Raw genomic sequence first — 17020 nt, forward strand, 5'->3', positions numbered from 1 at the left:
GGACCCTAGACAAGTCCCATCGTTGCAGGTCAGGAGCACTCTCCGCTTATTTGATCAAGCCTCGGACACCCCACCTCGCGAAAGCGCGAGGTTAGGAAAGACCCGGTAGAGGTGGGAGCCGACCGTGCGCGGTGAGAGGAACAGCTTTTCCCCGATCTCGCGGTTCGTCAGACCGCGGGCCGCCAGTCGGACGATCTGCTGTTGCTGGGGGCTGAGTTCGGTGAAGGCGCTGGGCGCGACGTCGGTCGTCTCGATGCCGGCGGCGCGCAGTTCTGCCTGTGCCCGCTCGGCCCACGGCCGGGCGCCGAGGCGCTGGAAGGTTTCCAGAGCGCCGCTCAGCAGGGGACGGGCCTCGGCGATACGGCGCTGTCGCCGGAGCCATTCCCCGTAGTCGAGCCGGGTCTGCGCCCGTTCGAACGGCCACTGCTCACCCCCGGGCTGCGCGAGCGCGGCCTGGAAGAACGGCTCCGCGTGCTCGGGATCCGCCAGCAGGGCGCGGCCACGGGCGATCAGTGCGGCCAGCCGTGCCGACATGCCCGTACCGAGGCGCTGCGCCGACCGTTCCAGCAGTTGTGCGGCGTGCTCCTGCCGTCCGCGGCGGACGGCCGCAGCCGCGAATTCGGCCAGGACGGTGTAGGAGACGTGGTAGTGGACCGGATCGCCGTCGTCGGTGAACGCGGAGCGGAACTGCGTGTACGCGGTGTCGTAGTCGCCCTCGGCCACGGCCGCCATTCCCAGGGCCCGACGGGCGAAGACCGCGACGGAGCGGCTCTCCAGCGGGTCGACGAGAGACAGGGCTCGCTCGGCGAGCCGGCGCGCGGCGGCCGGGTCGCCCAGCAGGGCGACCACCGTGGCGTCGAGTGCCTGAGCACACGCCTCGGCATGGTCGAGTCCGGCCGATGATGCCATGGCCGCGATGTCGGCAGCCACCGAGCGGGCCTCGGCCCATCGGCCCTGCTCCAGGCGGGTCCAGCCGGCCGCGCATCCCAGTCCGTCCGGGAGCGGGCCGTGGGCCTGCCACTGGTCGAACGCCTCGTCGAAGGTCCTGGCCGCAAGGGTGGTCTGGTCGAGCAGCCAGGCGACGATGGCCAGCGCGGTCAGGCGCTGGGCGTCGCCCTTGGCCTCGGCGATGAGCTCGGGCAGCACCGGTGCGAGGGACGCCCCTGCGCCGCCGGGGTCGGAGACGGCCATGACCCAGGCGTGCAGCGCCGCTCCGGCGGCATCGTCGGGCATGCCGGAGAGCAGGCTCTGGATCTGTCGCTGCTGGGACTCCTCGCCCGAGTAGTAGCGGACCACCGCTGCTGCGGCCAGCGCGTCGAGTACGAGGGGTGACCGGGCGTTCGCCGCCTCGTCGGCGACGCGCATGAGCAGGGCGAAGGCTGCTGTGTGATGGGGGCCCAGCGACATGAGCCGACCGGTGGCCAGCGCGGCTCTGCCCCGCAGCTCCGGGTCGTCGGTGCACTCATGGACTGCGGCGGCCAGGTGCTCCACCCAGCCCAGCTGACCGGTGAAGACGGCGCTGGCAGCGGCTTCGGCGAGCAGGCGCGCCCGGTCTTCGCGGCGTGGGCTGAGTTCCGCGGCGCGCTCCTGGGCCGCGGCGGCGGCTGCAAAGCCACCCCGGCGCCGGGCCCGGTCGGCCGTCTGCTGCAACGCGGCCGATACGTCCTGGTCGGGGCGTACGGTCGCGGCGGCCAGATGCCAGGCGCGGCGGTCGGGCTCCTTGCGCAGCAGTTCAGCGAGAGCCAGGTGTGCCTGGCGGCGTTCCTCGAAGGACGCGGCATGGTAGACGGCGGAGCGGATGAGCGGGTGACGGAAAACGATCCTGGTTCCGTCCTGGCGTACGAGACCGGCCCGGTCCGCCGGCTCCCATGCAGTGTCGTCCGCCTCGGGCAGTCCCATGGCGGCTGCCTGCGCGTCCGCCGCATCGGCGGACGCGAGGAGCAGCAGGATGCGGCGGGTTGGTTCCGGCAGGTTGGCCGCGTGCCCTGCGAAGATCCGCTCCAGCCGGTCGGTGACTGGCAGCGGGCCCTCCACGCTGCTGCGCTCGGGGTTGCGGACCGCAGTGGCGTGGGCGAGTTCCACCAGGGCCAGCGGGTTGCCGGCCGCCTCCTCGAGGATCCGCACGCGGGTTCGGCCGGTGGGCGGTGCGGGCTGCCGGTCGAGCAACCGGTTGGCTGCCGCACTGTCCAGCGGGCCGAGTTCGAGGCGCTCGTACCCCTTGTCGAAGCCGGGCAGTACGGCCGCGGTGCGGACTCCCAGCAGCAGTGTGACGGGCTCGCTGTCCATGCGTCGCGCCACGAAGGAGAGAGCGTCCAGGGACCCGCGGTCGATCCACTGGGCGTCGTCGACCACGACCAGCAGCGGGGCGGCCTCCGCCAGGTCCGACAACAAGGTCAGAACCGCCAGACCCAGGATCATCGTGTCGGGGGCCTCGGCACACTCGTCGAGCCCCAGAACGGCGCGGAGCGCGGCGCGCTGCCGCGACGGCAGGCCCTCCGCGGCACCGAGTACCGGGCGGAGCATCTGATGAAGGCCCGCGAATCCAAGGTGGGCCTCGGATTCGCTCCCCACCGCTCGCAGCACTCGGCCACCCGCACTCCGCGCGCGATCGGCTGCGATGTCAAGGAGCGTGCTCTTTCCGGCACCGGGGTCACCCGTGAGGATCAACACGTCGCTGTGGGACCGATCGGTGCCGACCCGCCGGACTATTTCTGCGGTCTCGGCTTCCCGGCCGACCAGTGCCAGACCGGAATTCCGCGTCGAGTGCTGGTACCCACGAGCCTTTCCATCGTTTTCCACGGATGCTCCAGGGAATTGAGATACCCCAGATACTAGCCTGGGAGAACCGCGGGCAGCGCCTGTAGGAGCGGCCTCGAAGCCGGTCAGAAGCAGATCCGAGCGCAGTCTGTCAGTAACACGCAGTCGTCGTCCGGGGTCTTCCGGCCGTGGCATCCGTGGAGTTCTCCCGGGGCCTGGTTTCAACCGCGGTGTCGCGCGCCGCGCGGACATGGTGGTGAGTCGACCGCCGACCTCCGCACGCGTGGAGCCGTACGTCTCCGCACCGGCGGCCTCGGGATCGCCACGACGGGACAACCGGCCGGCAGGCGCAAACACCCCGTCCGGTGGCCGACCAGCACCGATGCAGTCACGTGACGCATACCCCCGGCTGTTCGTCCGGCCACAGAATCGTGAAGCGAGCACGGTCGCGCCTTTCCGGGTCGGTGGGCAGGCACGATCGTGCGTCGGCGGTGGCGTCGTGCCATCACAGACGGCGATCGCGGAGGCCGTACATCTCGACCGGAAGGCACTGTCATGGTTACCGGACGCTGGTGGCTGGTCGGACTCGGGTTCCGCACTCCATGTGGTCGGCTTGTACGCCACTTCTACGTCGTCGACGGCATGGCTGGTCCGGAGCAGGCCCATCAGGCTGCTCTTGAGCGGGCGCACGACCCGAGCGAACGCGCGGCGCACGGAAACCTGCGGCTCGATGACGGCTGCGTCGAGATGCGTCGAATGTGGCGTGACCTTCTGGGCGCCTGGCGGCTGTCCGCCCCAAGTCCGTGCACTGCGTAGCCCCTTGAGCCCGGAAGCCGTCGTCGACGGATGCAGGCACCTGCCAGTGCTGCGCGGTCGCCGCCGCCGGCGACGGACGTCCACGTGCTGCAGAACCCTCGACAGCAGTCACCTGACGCATACCGGTCGGAGCCTCGCCTGCCGAGACTGGTGACGCGGGCGGCGGCCGGTCAGAACCCGAAGGCTCCCGCACGGCCGTGCGCACGCGAAAGGACCTGCGGAGATCTCCATGGTGGCCAGGAGGACGACATCGTTGTGGGACCGGTTCGCGGCTTTCGACCCTGGGCTCGTGCGTCTGACCTCCGCGATGCGCGCCGTGCTCGGTACTGCCGCGACCCGCGCCGTGCTGACAGCGCTGCGAGCGCCCGAGACGGTGCTGGTGGTCGGCGGCTTCACCGCGATGACGACGTCACTGGCCGTGAGCGACCTGCACCCGCGCAACCGGCTCATCACGCTCGGACTCGGCGTTCCGCTCTCCCTGGCGTCCCTGGCCGCCGGAGCCGCGCTGACGCCGTACCCGACAGCAGCCAAGCTGGTTTTCCTGGCGGTGATCTACCTCGCCGTTCAGGCCCGCCAGTTCGGCCCGCGAGGGCTGGGCCTGGGGATCTTCGGTTTCATGGCCTTCCTGCTGTCTCGGTTCACCCAGGCCCGGGCAGACCAGCTTCCGCAGTTCGGGGCATCGGTACTGGTTGCGTTCGGGGCCGTCACGACCGTGTGGTACTGCGTCGGCCCCGTCACGGCGTCCCAAGCCCTGAGGCGGCTGCGGCACACCTTCGACGTGCGTCTGCACGACGTCCTCCGGGACACGGCCTCGATGATCGCCACCGGGCACGACATCGACACCCGGAGCCGATCGTTGCAGGACCGCCTCGGCCGGCTGCACGCGTCCGTGCTGCTGATCGAGGACTTTCTCGACGAGCGCGCCGCCGACGAGGACACCGAGGCCCTGCTGCCGCACCTCAGCCGGGTGGAAGTGGCCGCGCATCGCCTGGCCGTACTGGCGGTCCGTGCGATGCGCACTCCGGCGGCCCGCAATGATCTGTCGGAACGGACGGCGCGACAGCGGCTCGCCCAGCGGATCCGGGCTCTCCGGCACCAGCCCACCGTGGGAATTACTTGCGCAGCCGAGCGATGCGCAGAGGGGTACGAAGGCGGCCCGGCGACCCCGCCGGGCCGCCTTCGTTCTCGTGCTGGACTGTTTCCCCGCGGTCGACGAACTCGCCGAAGCCCTGCGGATTCCCGGCCCACGTGACCGCACCGAGTTGTACACGCAGGTGCAGTCACGTGACGGATACCGCACCCGCCGGGGCCGCTCGTACGGTTGAGTAAATCCCCCGGATTCCAAGGAGATCCCATGGAGCAGATAACCCTCGGCAATGTATCCGTCACGCGAGTATGGGAATACTACGGTTCCGTCGAAATGACGCCCGAAATCTTCCTCCCGGAAAGCTCGAAGGAAGTCTGGGAGAACGGTGCCGACTGGCTCACCCCGCATTTCCTGGATTCCGAGACCAATATCGTGAATTCGGCGATCCAGACCTGGCTGCTGCGCAGCGAGGGCAGGACGATCCTGGTCGACACCGGCGTGGGCAACCACAAGGAGCGTCCCTACGCCCCGGTCTGGAGCCACCTCGAAACGGACTTCCTGGCCAACCTCGCCCGGGCGGGCGTCCAACCGGAGGACGTGGACATCGTGATCAACACGCATCTCCACATTGACCACGTCGGCTGGAACACCTACCTGGACGGGCGGCAGTGGGTGCCGACGTTCCCCAACGCCACCTACCTGATGCCGAAGGACGACTTCGACTTCTGGAACCCGGAGAACGGCCATCAACCGCTGCTCGGCCGCGGCAACCAGAACGTCTTCGAGGACAGCGTGGCCCCGGTGTACCAGGCCGGCCTGACGCAGTTGTGGGACAACAGCCACCAGATCGACGCGAACCTGCGCCTCGACGCCGCTCCCGGGCACACCCCCGGCTCCTCCGTGCTGACTCTCACCTCCGGCACGGACCGCGCGGTGTTCGTCGGCGACATGCTGCACAGCCCGGTGCAGATCCTGGAGCCGGACGCCAACAGCTGCTTCTGTGAGAACCCCGCCGAAGCCCGCGCCACCCGCCGCAAGGTGCTGGGCTGGGCGGCCGACAACAACGCGCTCGTGATCCCCGCGCACTTGGGCGGGCACGGCGCCACCGAAGTCGTACGCGAGGGAAACACCTTCGCCGTCAAGGCTTGGGCGCCCTTCACCCCGTACGCCGAGCAGGGCTGAAGCCCGCGGAAAGGCACCAGAGATGAACCACCATGCCGAACCAGTCGTGGCCACCGCGCAGGGAGCCGTGCGCGGTCTGCGTCAGGAGGACGGCACCGCTGCCTTCCTGAACATTCCCTACGCCGCCCCGCCCTTGGGCGCTGGCCGCTTCGCGCCGCCCGAGCCGCATGAGCCGTGGGACGGCGTACGGGACGCCACTGTCCCCGGACCCAACGCGCCGCAGTCCGAGCGCAAGCTCGGCAGCATCGACATGGCTCCCTACTTCGGCACCGGCTGGAGCCGGGGCGAGGACTACCTCACCGTCAACGTGTGGACGCCCGCCATCGCGCAGAGCGACCTGCCGGTCATGGTGTTCGTGCACGGCGGCGGGTTCGTCGCCGGATCGACGCGGTCCGCGATGTACGACGGTTCCGCCTTCGCCCGCGACGGCGTCGTCCTCGTCACGCTCAACTACCGGCTCGGCATCGCCGGTTTCCTGGACCTGCCCGGGGCCCCCGCCAACCGCGGTCTGCTCGACGTCGTCGCCGCGCTGCGCTGGGTGCGGGAGAACATCGCCGCCTTCGGCGGTGCCCCGGACAACATCACGCTCTTCGGCCAGTCGGCCGGGGCCACCGTCGTCGGCGGCGTCCTCGCCACTGCGGAGGCCGCGGGTCTGTTCCGCAGGGCGATCGTGCAGAGCGGCAGTGGCCTGGGCGCGTTCAGCACCGAGCAGGCCGCCCGCGTCACCGGCGCGGCCGCCGAGGTCCTGGGCGTCGAGCCGCACATGGACGCCTTCGCGGAGATCTCCGACGAGCGTCTGGTGGAGGCCGCCTCCAAGCTCTCGGGAATCGACCTGCAGACCGCCACCCACCACGACCCGCTGATCGGCCTCAGCCCCTTCAGCCTGGTCCTGGACACCCAGCCCGCCGCATCCGTCGCCGCCGGCCTCGCCGCCGACGTCGACCTGCTCGTCGGCACCAACACCGAGGAGGGCAACCTCTACCTGGTCCCGGTGGGCAAGTACGCCACCTCGACCGCAGCCGACGTCGACGAGGCGGCGGCGCGCTCGCATCCGGATCCGGCGCGGCTCGTCGAGACCTACCGCAAGTCCCGTCCCGAGGCGTCCTTCGCGGAACTGCGCTCGGCCATCATGGCCGACGCCCTGTTCGGCGCGGGCACCCGCGCTCTGGCCGGCGCCCATGCCGCCCATGCGCAGTCCGCCACCTACGCGTACGAGTTCGCCTGGCGCTCCAAGGCCCTGGACGGAGAGCTCGGCGCCACCCACGCCGTCGAGCTGCCCTTCGTCTTCGACCTCGCGGACCGGCCCGAGCTGAACGGCCCCGCCGCCCTGCTCGGCCCCGACAAGCCCCCGGCGGATCTCGCGGCCCGCATGCACGAGACCTGGATCCGGTTCGCCGCCACCGGCGACCCCGGCTGGGATACCTACGACACCGAACGCAGGGCCACGATGCACGTCGACGCCGAGTGGACCCAGATCGACGACCCCCGCAGCCGGGAACGTCAGGCCTGGAGCTGACGCCCGTATGTGTTTTGCCTGCTCACCCCCTTCAGGGATCACCACCGCTTCAAGGAACACCGTGACCAGAACCGTCATCACCACCGAGAATGCCCCCTCTCTCCCGGCCCCGCTGTCCCAGGGCATCCGCAAGGGCCCCGTCCTGCAGGTCTCCGGACAGCTCCCCTTCGACCCGGACACCGGCGCGGTCGCCGGCACCACCGTCGCCGAGCAGACCACACAGGTTCTGCGCAATGTCACCGCCGTACTCAAGGCGGCCGGCGCGGGCCTGGAGGACGTCGTCATGCTCCGCGTCTACCTCACCGACCCCGCCCACCTGCCCGAGCTGAACGAGGCGTACGCCGCGGCCGTCGGTGAGCCCTTCCCCGCCCGCACCACCGTCTACATGCAGCTCCCGCCGGGACTCCTCGTGGAGATCGACGCCCTGGCCGTGCTGGACGACTGACACAGCCACAGAACAAGGCCGCTCCGGCGCGGTTCAAAGGGGGACCGCGCCGGACCGGCCAGCCATCCCAGAGAGCGGAAAGGGGGAGGACAGGATGGACGGCCGCCTGTCGAAGGCCTGCATCGCGCCGCCCCACACCGTGATCACCGCAGAGAAGGGCTTCGAGTGAAGAACCACATGCGGGCGGCCGGGCGTACGCCTCCGCGCCTTCGGGCCACGGTTGCCGCGGTCGCCACGGCGGCTTTCGCGGCCCTCGCCCTCGCCGCTCCTGGCGACGCGACGGCCCCGGCGCAGACCGGCGCGGCGCGGACGGGAGCCTCCGACGCGAATCTGTCGACCGCCTACACGTCCCCGGTGGGCCTCTCGCCGATCGTGCAGAGCGGACCGCGCAACATCATCACGCGCGTCCAGGACACGTACGTCAGCAGCACGGACGCGCGCGACCACTCCACCGGCGCGGTGCTGCACATCGGCACCCCCGACAACGGCACGACCAAGTACCGAAGTTACCTCAAGTTCGACGTGTCCAAGCTGCACGGCGCCAGCATCAAGAGCGCCAAGCTGCGGCTCTACGACTCCTACACCGGCTCCTGCGACGGCTGGTGGATGTACGCAGACCCGGTCTCCGCGTCCTGGGACCAGTCGACCATCACCTGGGCCAACAAGCCCGGTGTCACCGCCGGTTACCAGGCTTCGGCCGATTTCGGCATCGGCCGCCCCGACTGCCCGGACGTCCCCAACCGCACCGACCCCGACCAGTCGAACGGCCTGCGGCGCATCGACGTGACCTCGATGGTCAACGCCTGGGCCCAGGGCACGCTGCCCAACTACGGCATGCAGCTCTCCGCGGGCGAACTGGACAGCAAGGCCTACAAGGACTTCTGCTCCATGAACCCCGACTCCGCCGACTACGCCTGCAACATCGGCTACTACACGCCTACTCTCGAGGTGGAGTTCGACGCGGGCGCGACCGCGCTCATGGCCGGGGACAACTACGCGTTCGACTACGGAGGTTACCCCGCCACCAGCCCCGCGCTGGAGTTCTACGACAGCACCAAGCCGTCGGTGTGGTCGGCTTCGGGTCCGTATCAGCGCTGGGTCCCGGACGCCTACCACTCGATCCTGGACTCCTCCCTGGTCAGCGGCACGTCCACCGTGCCCGGCGGTACCTTCGGCGGCGGCACGGAGTTCAAGGTGCGGCCCACCGGGGCGTACAGCTCCAGCGGCGCTCTCAGCAGCCAGCTGATGGTGGTCGGCGACGGCAACAGCGGGTTCATCGGTGTCATCCCGTTCCCCGCGCTGTCCGGCTACCGCTGGGCCGTCAACGTCGGCCACGACGTCAGCATGCACGGCGTGGAACTGCTGCCCAACGGCAGTGTGGCGGTCGCCGAGGTCGGCACCGGCTCGGTCCGGCTGTACACGCAGGCGCAGGGCGCGCCCGGCAACGGCCCGAGCGCCTGGCAGACCCCGTACGACTCCCAGCCGCTCGCTGGCGCCCACCAGGTGCTGTGGGACGACACGATGAGCTCCCTGTGGGCGATCGGCGACTCGGAACTGGTGCGCTACAGCCTCACCGCCGAGGGCAAGCTCCACCGCGAGAACGGCTACGCCCTGCCGAAGAACGGCACCAGCCTGGCCTACGGCCACGACATCTCGCCGGTGTACGGAAACCCGGACCGGCTGTGGGTGTCGGCGAACGCCGGCGAAGTGCAGTTCTCCAAGAGCGGGCAGAGCGCCTGCCACACCAGCAGCCGCTGGCCGACCACGGGGGAACTGGGTCCCGACGCCTCGCACTGGTGCACCGACTATCCCTATGAGTCGCAGGTCAACCGGTACTCCATGGTGAAGTCCGCCGGCAACGACCCGGTGACCGGCCAGGTCGCCACCGTCTGCCTGCAGCGTGACCCGAACAAGACCGACAACTGCCACGCCGCGGTGGGCAGCGGGAACTGGCGCGACTGGACCACGCCGGTGATCGACTTCGAGGATGCGAACGGCCGTAAGAGCTACTCGTGGAGCGAAGGCTTCGCGGCGTACTACCGCGCTCGCTGGCTGGTTCCCAGCTACACGTGACGCGCCACGGCTGACCGCACGGACTGCGCCACCGGCAACGCCACGTCGTCGTGGTCGTCCGGGCGGCGCAGGCCGTACGGCAGCAGGTCGCCGACGCACACTCTCCGCACACATCCCCCGGCTCACGGAGAGTGATGGATGGCTGTCTCCCGGAGTACGGCAACCCGGTGATCATCGTCGGACACGTCACCGGGTTCTTGTCCGACACGCAGTAGCCGTCGGCCTCCCCGTGGACCTGGACGAAAGTCAGCTTCACTCACGGTGAGCGGCTTGTTGTGGGCGGGGGAGCCGTTGCCGGCGGACTACCGGGAGCCCGCCACAGGCTGCTGCTCGTAGAAGGACTCCTCCAGGTAGGCGGCCTCGTGCGGCTGGTAGGGCTCCTCCAGGTAGGCGGCCTCGGCTTCGTCGAGTTCGACGTCCACCGCGGCGACCGCGTCGGCCAGCTGAGCCGGTTTGGTGACCCCGACGATGGGCGAGGTCACCACCGGGTTGCGCATGACCCAGGCCAGGGCGACCTGGGCCGGGGACAGACCCCGCTTGCCCGCGATCTCGTGGACGCGCTCGGCCACTGCCTGGTCCCCGTCGCGGTAGAGGATCTTGCCGCCCGGGTCTGTTGCGGCCCGCGCCGTGGCGGTGTCCCGGACCCGCGTCAGCCTGCCCCGCGCCAGCGGGCTCCACGGGATCACGCCGATGCCCTGGTCGGCGCAGAGCGGGAGCATCTCCCGCTCCGCTTCCCGGTGGATAAGGTTGTAGTGGTCCTGCATCGACACGAACCGCGTCCAGCCGTTCAGGTCAGCCAGGTACAGGGCCTTGGCGAACTGCCAGGCGTACATGGAAGAGGCGCCGATGTAGCGGACCTTCCCGGACCTGACCGCGTGGTGCAGCGCCTCTAGGGTTTCCTCGATCGGAGTGTCGTAGTCCCAGCGGTGGATCTGGTACAGGTCGATGTAGTCGGTCCCCAGTCGCTCCAGGGAGGCGTCGAGTTCGGCGAAGATCGCCTTGCGGGACAGCCCGGAGCCGTTCGGGCCGGGGCGCATCCGCATCCAGACCTTGGTGGAGAGAACGACCTCCTCGCGCCGGGCGAAGTCCTTGACCGCCTGACCGACGATCTCCTCGTTGCTTCCGGCGCTGTACCCATTGGCCGTGTCGAGGAAGTTGACCCCGGCCTCAAGGGCCTGCTTGATGACGTCCCGGCTGGCGTCCGCGCCCAGCGACCAGGGCTCACCGCCCCGGTCCGGCTCGCCGAAGCTCATGCAACCGAGGGTGATGGCGGAGACTTTCAGCCCGGTCGTTCCGAGTTTGATGTATCGCATGCTCCGGAACCTAGGAGTTGGGGTGCGCTCTGACGCAAACTCGGAGGCATGGGGCATGCGGGATGTCCTGGTTGCGGCGTCCGTCCCGCCGCTGGCGCAAGTGACCGGCCTGCTCGAGGACGGTGACGATGGCCCGGACGGTTCGCTCGAACACCCAGGTGAGCGGCCTGGGTCGAGGAGTATTTCGACTCATCGGTAGCCTGCATCACCATGATGCGCGCCTGGATCCTGCCGATGCTGCTTGCACTCAGCGGCTCAGCCGTCGTGACTGATCAGATCCTCAAGGGGAGTCCCGGCACAGCCGCAGCATCCCTACTGGTCTTCCTGGCGCTCGCCAGCGTGAACTCACCCCTGATCTTCCCGAGGTCGATCGGTGCGCAGGAGGCACAGCGCCGCAGCGCGGCCGACGGCCGACCGGTCGTCTTCTGGCGGCCGGGCTGCACGTACTGCATAAGACTGCGCATCCGACTGGGCCGCAGCGCCCGCCAGTTGCACTGGGTCAACATCTGGCGCGACCCGGCAGGAGCCGCAGCGGTGAGAGCAGTCAACGAAGGCAACGAGACCGTGCCGACCGTCGTCGTGATGGGCCAGCCGCACACCAACCCCGATCCCGGATGGGTGCGCGAACAGCTCTCCCCTTCCGCGTGATCAGAAACCACACCCCAAGGAGAGGCACCTGCACACAAGCACGCAGAGGTCAAAAGACAAGTCCAGCGGCTCTCGTCCCGTACGGGGGTGGGCGCGGGACAGCCGCCATGTGAAGTGACCGCACCATCGGGCAGGGGGTCGTGTCCGGTGCCCGGCGGCATTGGCGTTCGGGTGTGTGGGCGACTTAAGCTGCGTCGGTTCGTGCCGTTCACGGCGGCAGCCCATCGACGGAGAGGAAAGCCGATGACGCAGCAGGCATCGGCCACCGACCCGGCTCCCGGGCGCCGCCCCGAGCTGGTCCCTGACCCGGATGTGGAGGCGGCCCGGATCGCGGCGGTGCGCCGCTACGACATCCTCGACACTCCGCCCGACGGGGCGTTCGACCGGGTGGCGGCGATGGCCGCCCGCCTCTTCGACGTGCCGGTGGCGACGGTCACGATCGTGGACACCGACCGCATCTGGTTCAAGGCCGCCCACGGTCTGGAGGGTGTCGCGGAGATCGGCCGTGATCCGGGCCTGTGCGGCTCGGCGATCCTGCGCGATGACACCATAGTCATCCCCGACACCCTCAAAGACCCCGTCGCGGCGGACAATCCGCTGGTCGCCGGAGAGATGGGCGTGCGCTTCTACGCCGCCGCACCGATCATCACCCCCGACGGGCACAAGCTGGGCACGGTCAACGTCCTCGACACCCGGCCGCGCTCGATCACCGAGGAGGACACCGCCACCCTTGCCGATCTCGCCGCGATCGTGCTGGACGAGATGGAGCTGCGGCTGTCGGCGCTGCGCGCACTGCGCGACGAGCAGGCCCGCCGGGAAGCGGAGAGGCGGCACGCCGAAGCGGAGCGGGCGCGGGCCGAGGCGGAACGGGCGGCCCGGGAGAAGGCGGAGCAGGACAGGGCCGCCATCGCCGCGTTCGCCTCCACCCTCCAGCGCACCCTGCTTCCCCCGGCCCTTCCCGTGGTGCCGGGTTTGGAGCTGGCCTGCCACTACCGCACCGCCTCCGCCCACGACGTGGGCGGCGACTTCTACGACGTCTTCCCCGTCGACGGCGGCCGGTGGGCGTTCGTCCTCGGTGACGTGTGCGGCAAAGGCCCCGAGGCGGCGACCGTCACCGCCCTGGCCCGCCACACCCTGCGCGCCACGGCCCAGATCGACGCCGACCCCGTCACCGTGCTGAGCGCGCTCAACACCATGCTGCTCACCGACGTCACCGCCGGCCGCCGCTTCTGCACCGTCCTCTTCGGCCTCCTGGAGCCCAGGGCCGACGGCGGCTTCACCGTCACCGTCGCCACCGGCGGCCACCCGCCGGCCTACCACCTGCGCCCCGACGACAGCGGCGCCGTCTGGGTGCGGGCCGTACGCCCCCAGGGCGGCATGCTCGTCGGCGCCTTCCCCCAGGCTCCCTTCGCCCAGACCACCTTCTCCCTGACGGCCGGTGAGAGCCTGTTCCTCTACACCGACGGGCTGACCGAAGCCCGCACCACCGAGGGCGCCATGCTCGGTGACGACGGCCTGACCGGCTTCCTCCACCAACGCACCGGGCCCGTCACCGCCACCTCCCTGGTCGAGGACAGCATCACCCTGCTGGCCTCACTGCCCGACGGAGCCGGCGACGACGTGGCCCTGCTGGCCCTGTCCGTCCCCCACCCCCACGCCACACCCGACGGCACTGTCGCTGCCACCGCACACACCGCCGCCGCGCCCGAACACTTCAGCCAGGAGTGACGACCGACGTGACCGACGCGCTGCAACTGACCGTCCAGCAACCCCATCCCGGCCTCGCCATCGCCACGGTCGCCGGGGACGTGGACATGCACACCGCGGAGACCCTGCGCCGCGACGCCTCGATGATCATCGAGCAAGGGTGCCCGCACCTGGTTCTGGACCTGTCCCAGGTCGGTTTCTGCGACTCCGCCGGTCTGAGCGCGCTCATCGGCCTCTGGCACACCGCCCAGGCGGAGGGCGGTGCACTCGGACTCGCCAACGTTCCCGACCGTCTGATGCGGATGCTCACCCTCACCGGGGTCGACACGGTCCTGCCGGTCCACGCCACCACCGCCGAAGCCCTCACCACCATGACCACCGGCCCGTTCGACAGCACAGGCGAGCCCGGCTCGACCACCCATGCCTCCGACGACTGCGACTCTCAGATGGATCGTCCAGCAACGCGGTGAACGCATCACGTTGACGCTCTGCTGGGGCTGCGGGTGGTCGACCCGGTGGACGACACTACCGCCGACAGATGAACCGGCAGCTCACCGTGGAGGAACCCCGCCACAAGCTGGCCCGCGACGTGTGCCACGGCAAGCGCGGCACCATCCACCAGGCGTACCGCGACGGCATGGAGGACCAGTTCGGCGCGCTCGGCCTGGTCCTCAACGCCATGTCCTACTGAATCGGATCGAAGGAGGAGGCAGGGACGGGTACGAAGGTAAGACTGCGCTGATCACCGGGGGCGGGACGCGAGGCACTGGGAGGGCGACTGCGGCACGGCTTGTCTTTTCCCACCTGACGGGTGGTTCGGAGGGCGACCTCGGCAGCGGGCGCGATGAAAGCTCCGCGTGAACGAGGTCACGGCCAGGACTGCCGGTTCGGCCGGGCGCTTTCGCGTGCTTGCCCACCCGCCCGATGTCGATCCGCCCAGCCGCACTCCGCAGCACCTGGCAGTCGCCGCTCAGCGCGCCGCCGGCGAATCGGCTCCTGGTGGCGTCTCACCTGTAGTTGGCGGAACCGATCGTGCCGGCGCGCTCGCGTCACGGTGACGCCTGCGCCCGCCTCTGGAGGGCCTCTCGTGCGCCCCGCGGCTCAGTCCTCTGTCCGTGGGGCGGTCAGTTGCCGCTGGATGGTCTGGGCGTCGAGCAGGTACCACATGTGCTCGAAGCGTCCGTCGCGGAAATGGTAGAAGGCGTATTCGGTGAAGGTGACGCTGCGGCCGGTGGGCTCCAGTCCCAGCCAGGGCTTGACCGGGGTGCCGGTGTCGGTGAGCCGGGCGGCCACTCGGTCCCCTTCGATGATGAGGTCGTCCAGACGCCAGACGAAGCCGTCCACGGCGTCCATGTGCTGCTGCATCGTTGCGACGTAGTCCTCCCGCGAGACGGGTTCCCCGTTGAAGACGAGGGTGTCGTGGGCGAACTCGGCCATCCGGTGGAATTCACGGGCGTTGATGGCGTCGATGTAGTCGAGGTAGAGCTTGCGCAGGTCGTGAGTGCTCATCGTGCTTCCTTGCAGGTTGCTTTTCAGAGGGACTTCAGAAGGGTGACGCGCCGGGCGTGGACCGGGGCGTGCGCGGAGATGCGCGGGGCGAAGTGGTCCCAGCCGTGGCTCAGGCCGGGCAGGACGTGCAGTTCGGCGCTGACGCCGGCCGACCACAGCCGCTGTGCGTAGGCGAGGGTCTCGTTCCGGAAGGCGTCGAGCTCGCCGACTTCGAGGTAGGCCGGGGGCAGGCCGGCGGCATCCTCCAGACGGGCGGGCACGATCGTTGCGGGCGCGTCGTCGGCGTGGGCGCGGGCGTCGCCGAGTACGACCTGCCAGGCGGTGTTCCTGAGGGTGTGCAGGTCGGTGGAGAACGTGCGCAGCTGCGGATCGAGTGGGGCGTCACTGTTGTCGAGCATGGGGTAGACGAGGATCTGCCGGGCCAGGCCGATACCGTCCCGGCGGGCGCGGATGGCCGTGGTGGCGGCCAGGGTGCCACCGGCGCTCTCGCCCATCACTGCGATCCGGGCGGTGTCCACGCCCAGCTCGTCTGCGTGCTCGATCAGCCAGTTCAGCCCTGTGTAGACGTCGTCGCCGGGAGTCTCGCCGGTCACTTCCGGGGCCAGCCGGTACTCCACCGACAGGAACGGCACGCCGGAAGCAGCGACGTACTGGGCGATGAACGGTGCGAAGTGCGCCACTTCGCCGGCGACCAGGCCGCCACCGTGGGCGTGGACGACGGCCGCGGTCGGGCCGGTGACGCCGGGCGGGGCGAACCAGTGCAGGTCGATGTGCGCACCGTCGCTGGTGGCCGCGGTGAACACCTGATGTCTGACCTCCGGCCGGTCCAGGTCAGCGGTCAGGGTCGGATAGACGGCGGCGACGCTGTCCCGCCAGGTCTTCCAGTCGCCGGGCGCGAGCGGTTCGGCCGGGGTGTCATCGGCACTGGCGGCGAACACGGCGGCCAGTTCGGGGTCCAGGGAAAGAGGCATGGTGCACGCTCCGGGGGTCGTTTTCCGAGGTACGTCGATCACGCTACGATCTAGACCTTGGTCTAGGTCAAGGAAGGGAGCGAGTGTGAGCGACGAGAGCCTCACGATCGGCGAAGTGAGCGAGCGCACCGGACTGGGGATCCATACTCTGCGTTACTACGAAAAACAGGGACTGCTGCTGGGCTCGGTAGCACGCAGCAGTGGCGGACGACGCCGCTACTCACCCTTCGACGTCGAGTGGCTCCAGCTCTGCAACCGCTTCCGCGCCTGCGGCATGCCACTGACCGACATCCGGCGCTACGCCGAACTCGTCGCCGAAGGCCCCGGCAACGAGAAGCAACGCCTCGAGCTTCTCCGCGCCCATGAGGTCCGCGTACGGGCCGAACTGGCCCAGATGACAGAGAACCTCACGGTGATCGAGGCCAAGGCCCGCCTTTACGCCGAGCACGTCGAGGCAGGCACCGCAGGCACCCTGTGGACCGGCCAGACGCCGACCTGCCTCGCTCTCGAAGCCATGGCGAACCGCGACAAGTGAGACCGAGGTGTCCTATGCGGTGAGCCGGTCGTCGGGCGGGTTCCCGCTCCGGCGTCTCACTCTCGACCTGGGCCCGTCCTACCTGATCTTCATACGCGCCTGACTGCCGGTCTCCGGGCCACCAGTGGCTCTCCGAAGTACTGCGGGCACCTGGTGCGCATCCACCCGCACCGGTGGTGCGGTCACCGGTGCGGAGCCATCACGGTGTCCACCACCGCACGGGACTCCACCTGCTCATCGCGCCGCGCCCGCAGAGCCGGCACGACGGCGCGTCGACGAGGGCCTGGCCGACGAAGTGCGCTCCCGTTGGAGATCCGACAGCGACACGAGCAAGAACACGCCCTCGCAGCGAAGATCACCTTGGTACTAGCCTCGATCTTGCATGACGGTCCGCCGACGGAGTCGGTGGACCGTTTTCGTACCGTGGGCTGTGGCGGGGCAGGCTGAGGTCCCGAGTGTCG

13 protein-coding genes and 1 pseudogene are annotated in these 17020 nt (G+C 69.8%); 10 read left to right on the top strand and 4 right to left on the bottom strand.

Annotated elements, in window-relative coordinates:
- Positions 1 to 54: 54 nt before the first annotated feature.
- On the bottom strand, positions 55 to 2799 hold the full coding sequence (locus AB0N63_RS35530; RefSeq protein ID WP_365536048.1) for an AAA family ATPase: 2745 nt from the start codon (positions 2797 to 2799) through the stop codon (positions 55 to 57).
- Between the two features lie 1063 nt (positions 2800 to 3862).
- On the opposite strand from AB0N63_RS35530, the gene AB0N63_RS35535 reads away from it, so the two are divergent.
- From AB0N63_RS35535 to AB0N63_RS35555, 5 genes are all read left to right on the top strand, one after another.
- Positions 3863 to 4825 carry a hypothetical protein gene (locus AB0N63_RS35535; RefSeq protein WP_365536050.1) on the top strand — a complete coding sequence of 321 codons (963 nt, stop codon included), beginning with the start codon at positions 3863 to 3865 and terminating at the stop codon, positions 4823 to 4825.
- Between the two features lie 102 nt (positions 4826 to 4927).
- Entirely contained in the window at positions 4928 to 5842 is a 915-nt protein-coding gene (locus tag AB0N63_RS35540; protein ID WP_365536052.1) for an MBL fold metallo-hydrolase, read from the top strand.
- Positions 5843 to 5864: 22 nt separating this feature from the next.
- Positions 5865 to 7358 carry a carboxylesterase family protein gene (locus AB0N63_RS35545; protein ID WP_365536054.1) on the top strand — a complete coding sequence of 498 codons (1494 nt, stop codon included), beginning with the start codon at positions 5865 to 5867 and terminating at the stop codon, positions 7356 to 7358.
- Between the two features lie 61 nt (positions 7359 to 7419).
- Positions 7420 to 7803: a Rid family hydrolase gene (locus AB0N63_RS35550; protein ID WP_365536057.1), complete on the top strand. Its 384-nt coding sequence runs from the start codon at positions 7420 to 7422 to the stop codon at positions 7801 to 7803.
- Between the two features lie 165 nt (positions 7804 to 7968).
- Positions 7969 to 9876 carry a DNRLRE domain-containing protein gene (locus AB0N63_RS35555; RefSeq protein WP_365536059.1) on the top strand — a complete coding sequence of 636 codons (1908 nt, stop codon included), beginning with the start codon at positions 7969 to 7971 and terminating at the stop codon, positions 9874 to 9876.
- Positions 9877 to 10178: 302 nt separating this feature from the next.
- Here the strand turns inward: AB0N63_RS35555 and AB0N63_RS35560 are convergent, their stop codons facing one another.
- Complete coding sequence (locus AB0N63_RS35560) at positions 10179 to 11189, bottom strand: aldo/keto reductase (RefSeq protein ID WP_365536062.1); 1011 nt, start codon at positions 11187 to 11189, stop codon at positions 10179 to 10181.
- 210 nt (positions 11190 to 11399) lie between these two features.
- Between AB0N63_RS35560 and AB0N63_RS35565 the strand changes: the two genes are divergently transcribed.
- The 4 genes and pseudogenes from AB0N63_RS35565 to AB0N63_RS35580 form a co-directional block, all read left to right on the top strand.
- Positions 11400 to 11837, top strand: coding sequence for a glutaredoxin domain-containing protein (locus tag AB0N63_RS35565; RefSeq protein WP_365536064.1), 438 nt, complete (start codon positions 11400 to 11402; stop codon positions 11835 to 11837).
- 243 nt (positions 11838 to 12080) lie between these two features.
- On the top strand, positions 12081 to 13565 hold the full coding sequence (locus tag AB0N63_RS35570; protein WP_365536066.1) for a GAF domain-containing SpoIIE family protein phosphatase: 1485 nt from the start codon (positions 12081 to 12083) through the stop codon (positions 13563 to 13565).
- Positions 13562 to 14014, top strand: coding sequence for an STAS domain-containing protein (locus tag AB0N63_RS35575; protein ID WP_365536068.1), 453 nt, complete (start codon positions 13562 to 13564; stop codon positions 14012 to 14014). The genes AB0N63_RS35570 and AB0N63_RS35575 overlap by 4 nt, the downstream gene beginning before the upstream one ends.
- Positions 14015 to 14070: 56 nt before the next feature.
- A pseudogene (locus AB0N63_RS35580) lies at positions 14071 to 14226 on the top strand (Tn3 family transposase); the annotation flags it as partial.
- Between the two features lie 419 nt (positions 14227 to 14645).
- Here the strand turns inward: AB0N63_RS35580 and AB0N63_RS35585 are convergent.
- Together AB0N63_RS35585 and AB0N63_RS35590 are read right to left on the bottom strand one after the other, a co-directional pair.
- Positions 14646 to 15053, bottom strand: a complete 408-nt coding sequence (locus AB0N63_RS35585) for an ester cyclase (protein WP_365536071.1) — start codon at positions 15051 to 15053, stop codon at positions 14646 to 14648.
- 23 nt (positions 15054 to 15076) lie between these two features.
- Positions 15077 to 16024 carry an alpha/beta hydrolase gene (locus AB0N63_RS35590; protein ID WP_365536074.1) on the bottom strand — a complete coding sequence of 316 codons (948 nt, stop codon included), beginning with the start codon at positions 16022 to 16024 and terminating at the stop codon, positions 15077 to 15079.
- 85 nt (positions 16025 to 16109) lie between these two features.
- On the opposite strand from AB0N63_RS35590, the gene AB0N63_RS35595 reads away from it, so the two are divergent.
- A complete protein-coding gene (locus tag AB0N63_RS35595) occupies positions 16110 to 16559 on the top strand; it encodes a MerR family transcriptional regulator (protein ID WP_365536077.1) in 450 nt (149 codons plus the stop codon).
- The last annotated feature ends 461 nt before the right edge of the window (positions 16560 to 17020 follow it).

The organism is Streptomyces sp. NPDC093260 (genome assembly GCF_040683715.1).
GTDB classification, from domain to species: Bacteria; Actinomycetota; Actinomycetes; order Streptomycetales; family Streptomycetaceae; genus Streptomyces; species Streptomyces sennicomposti.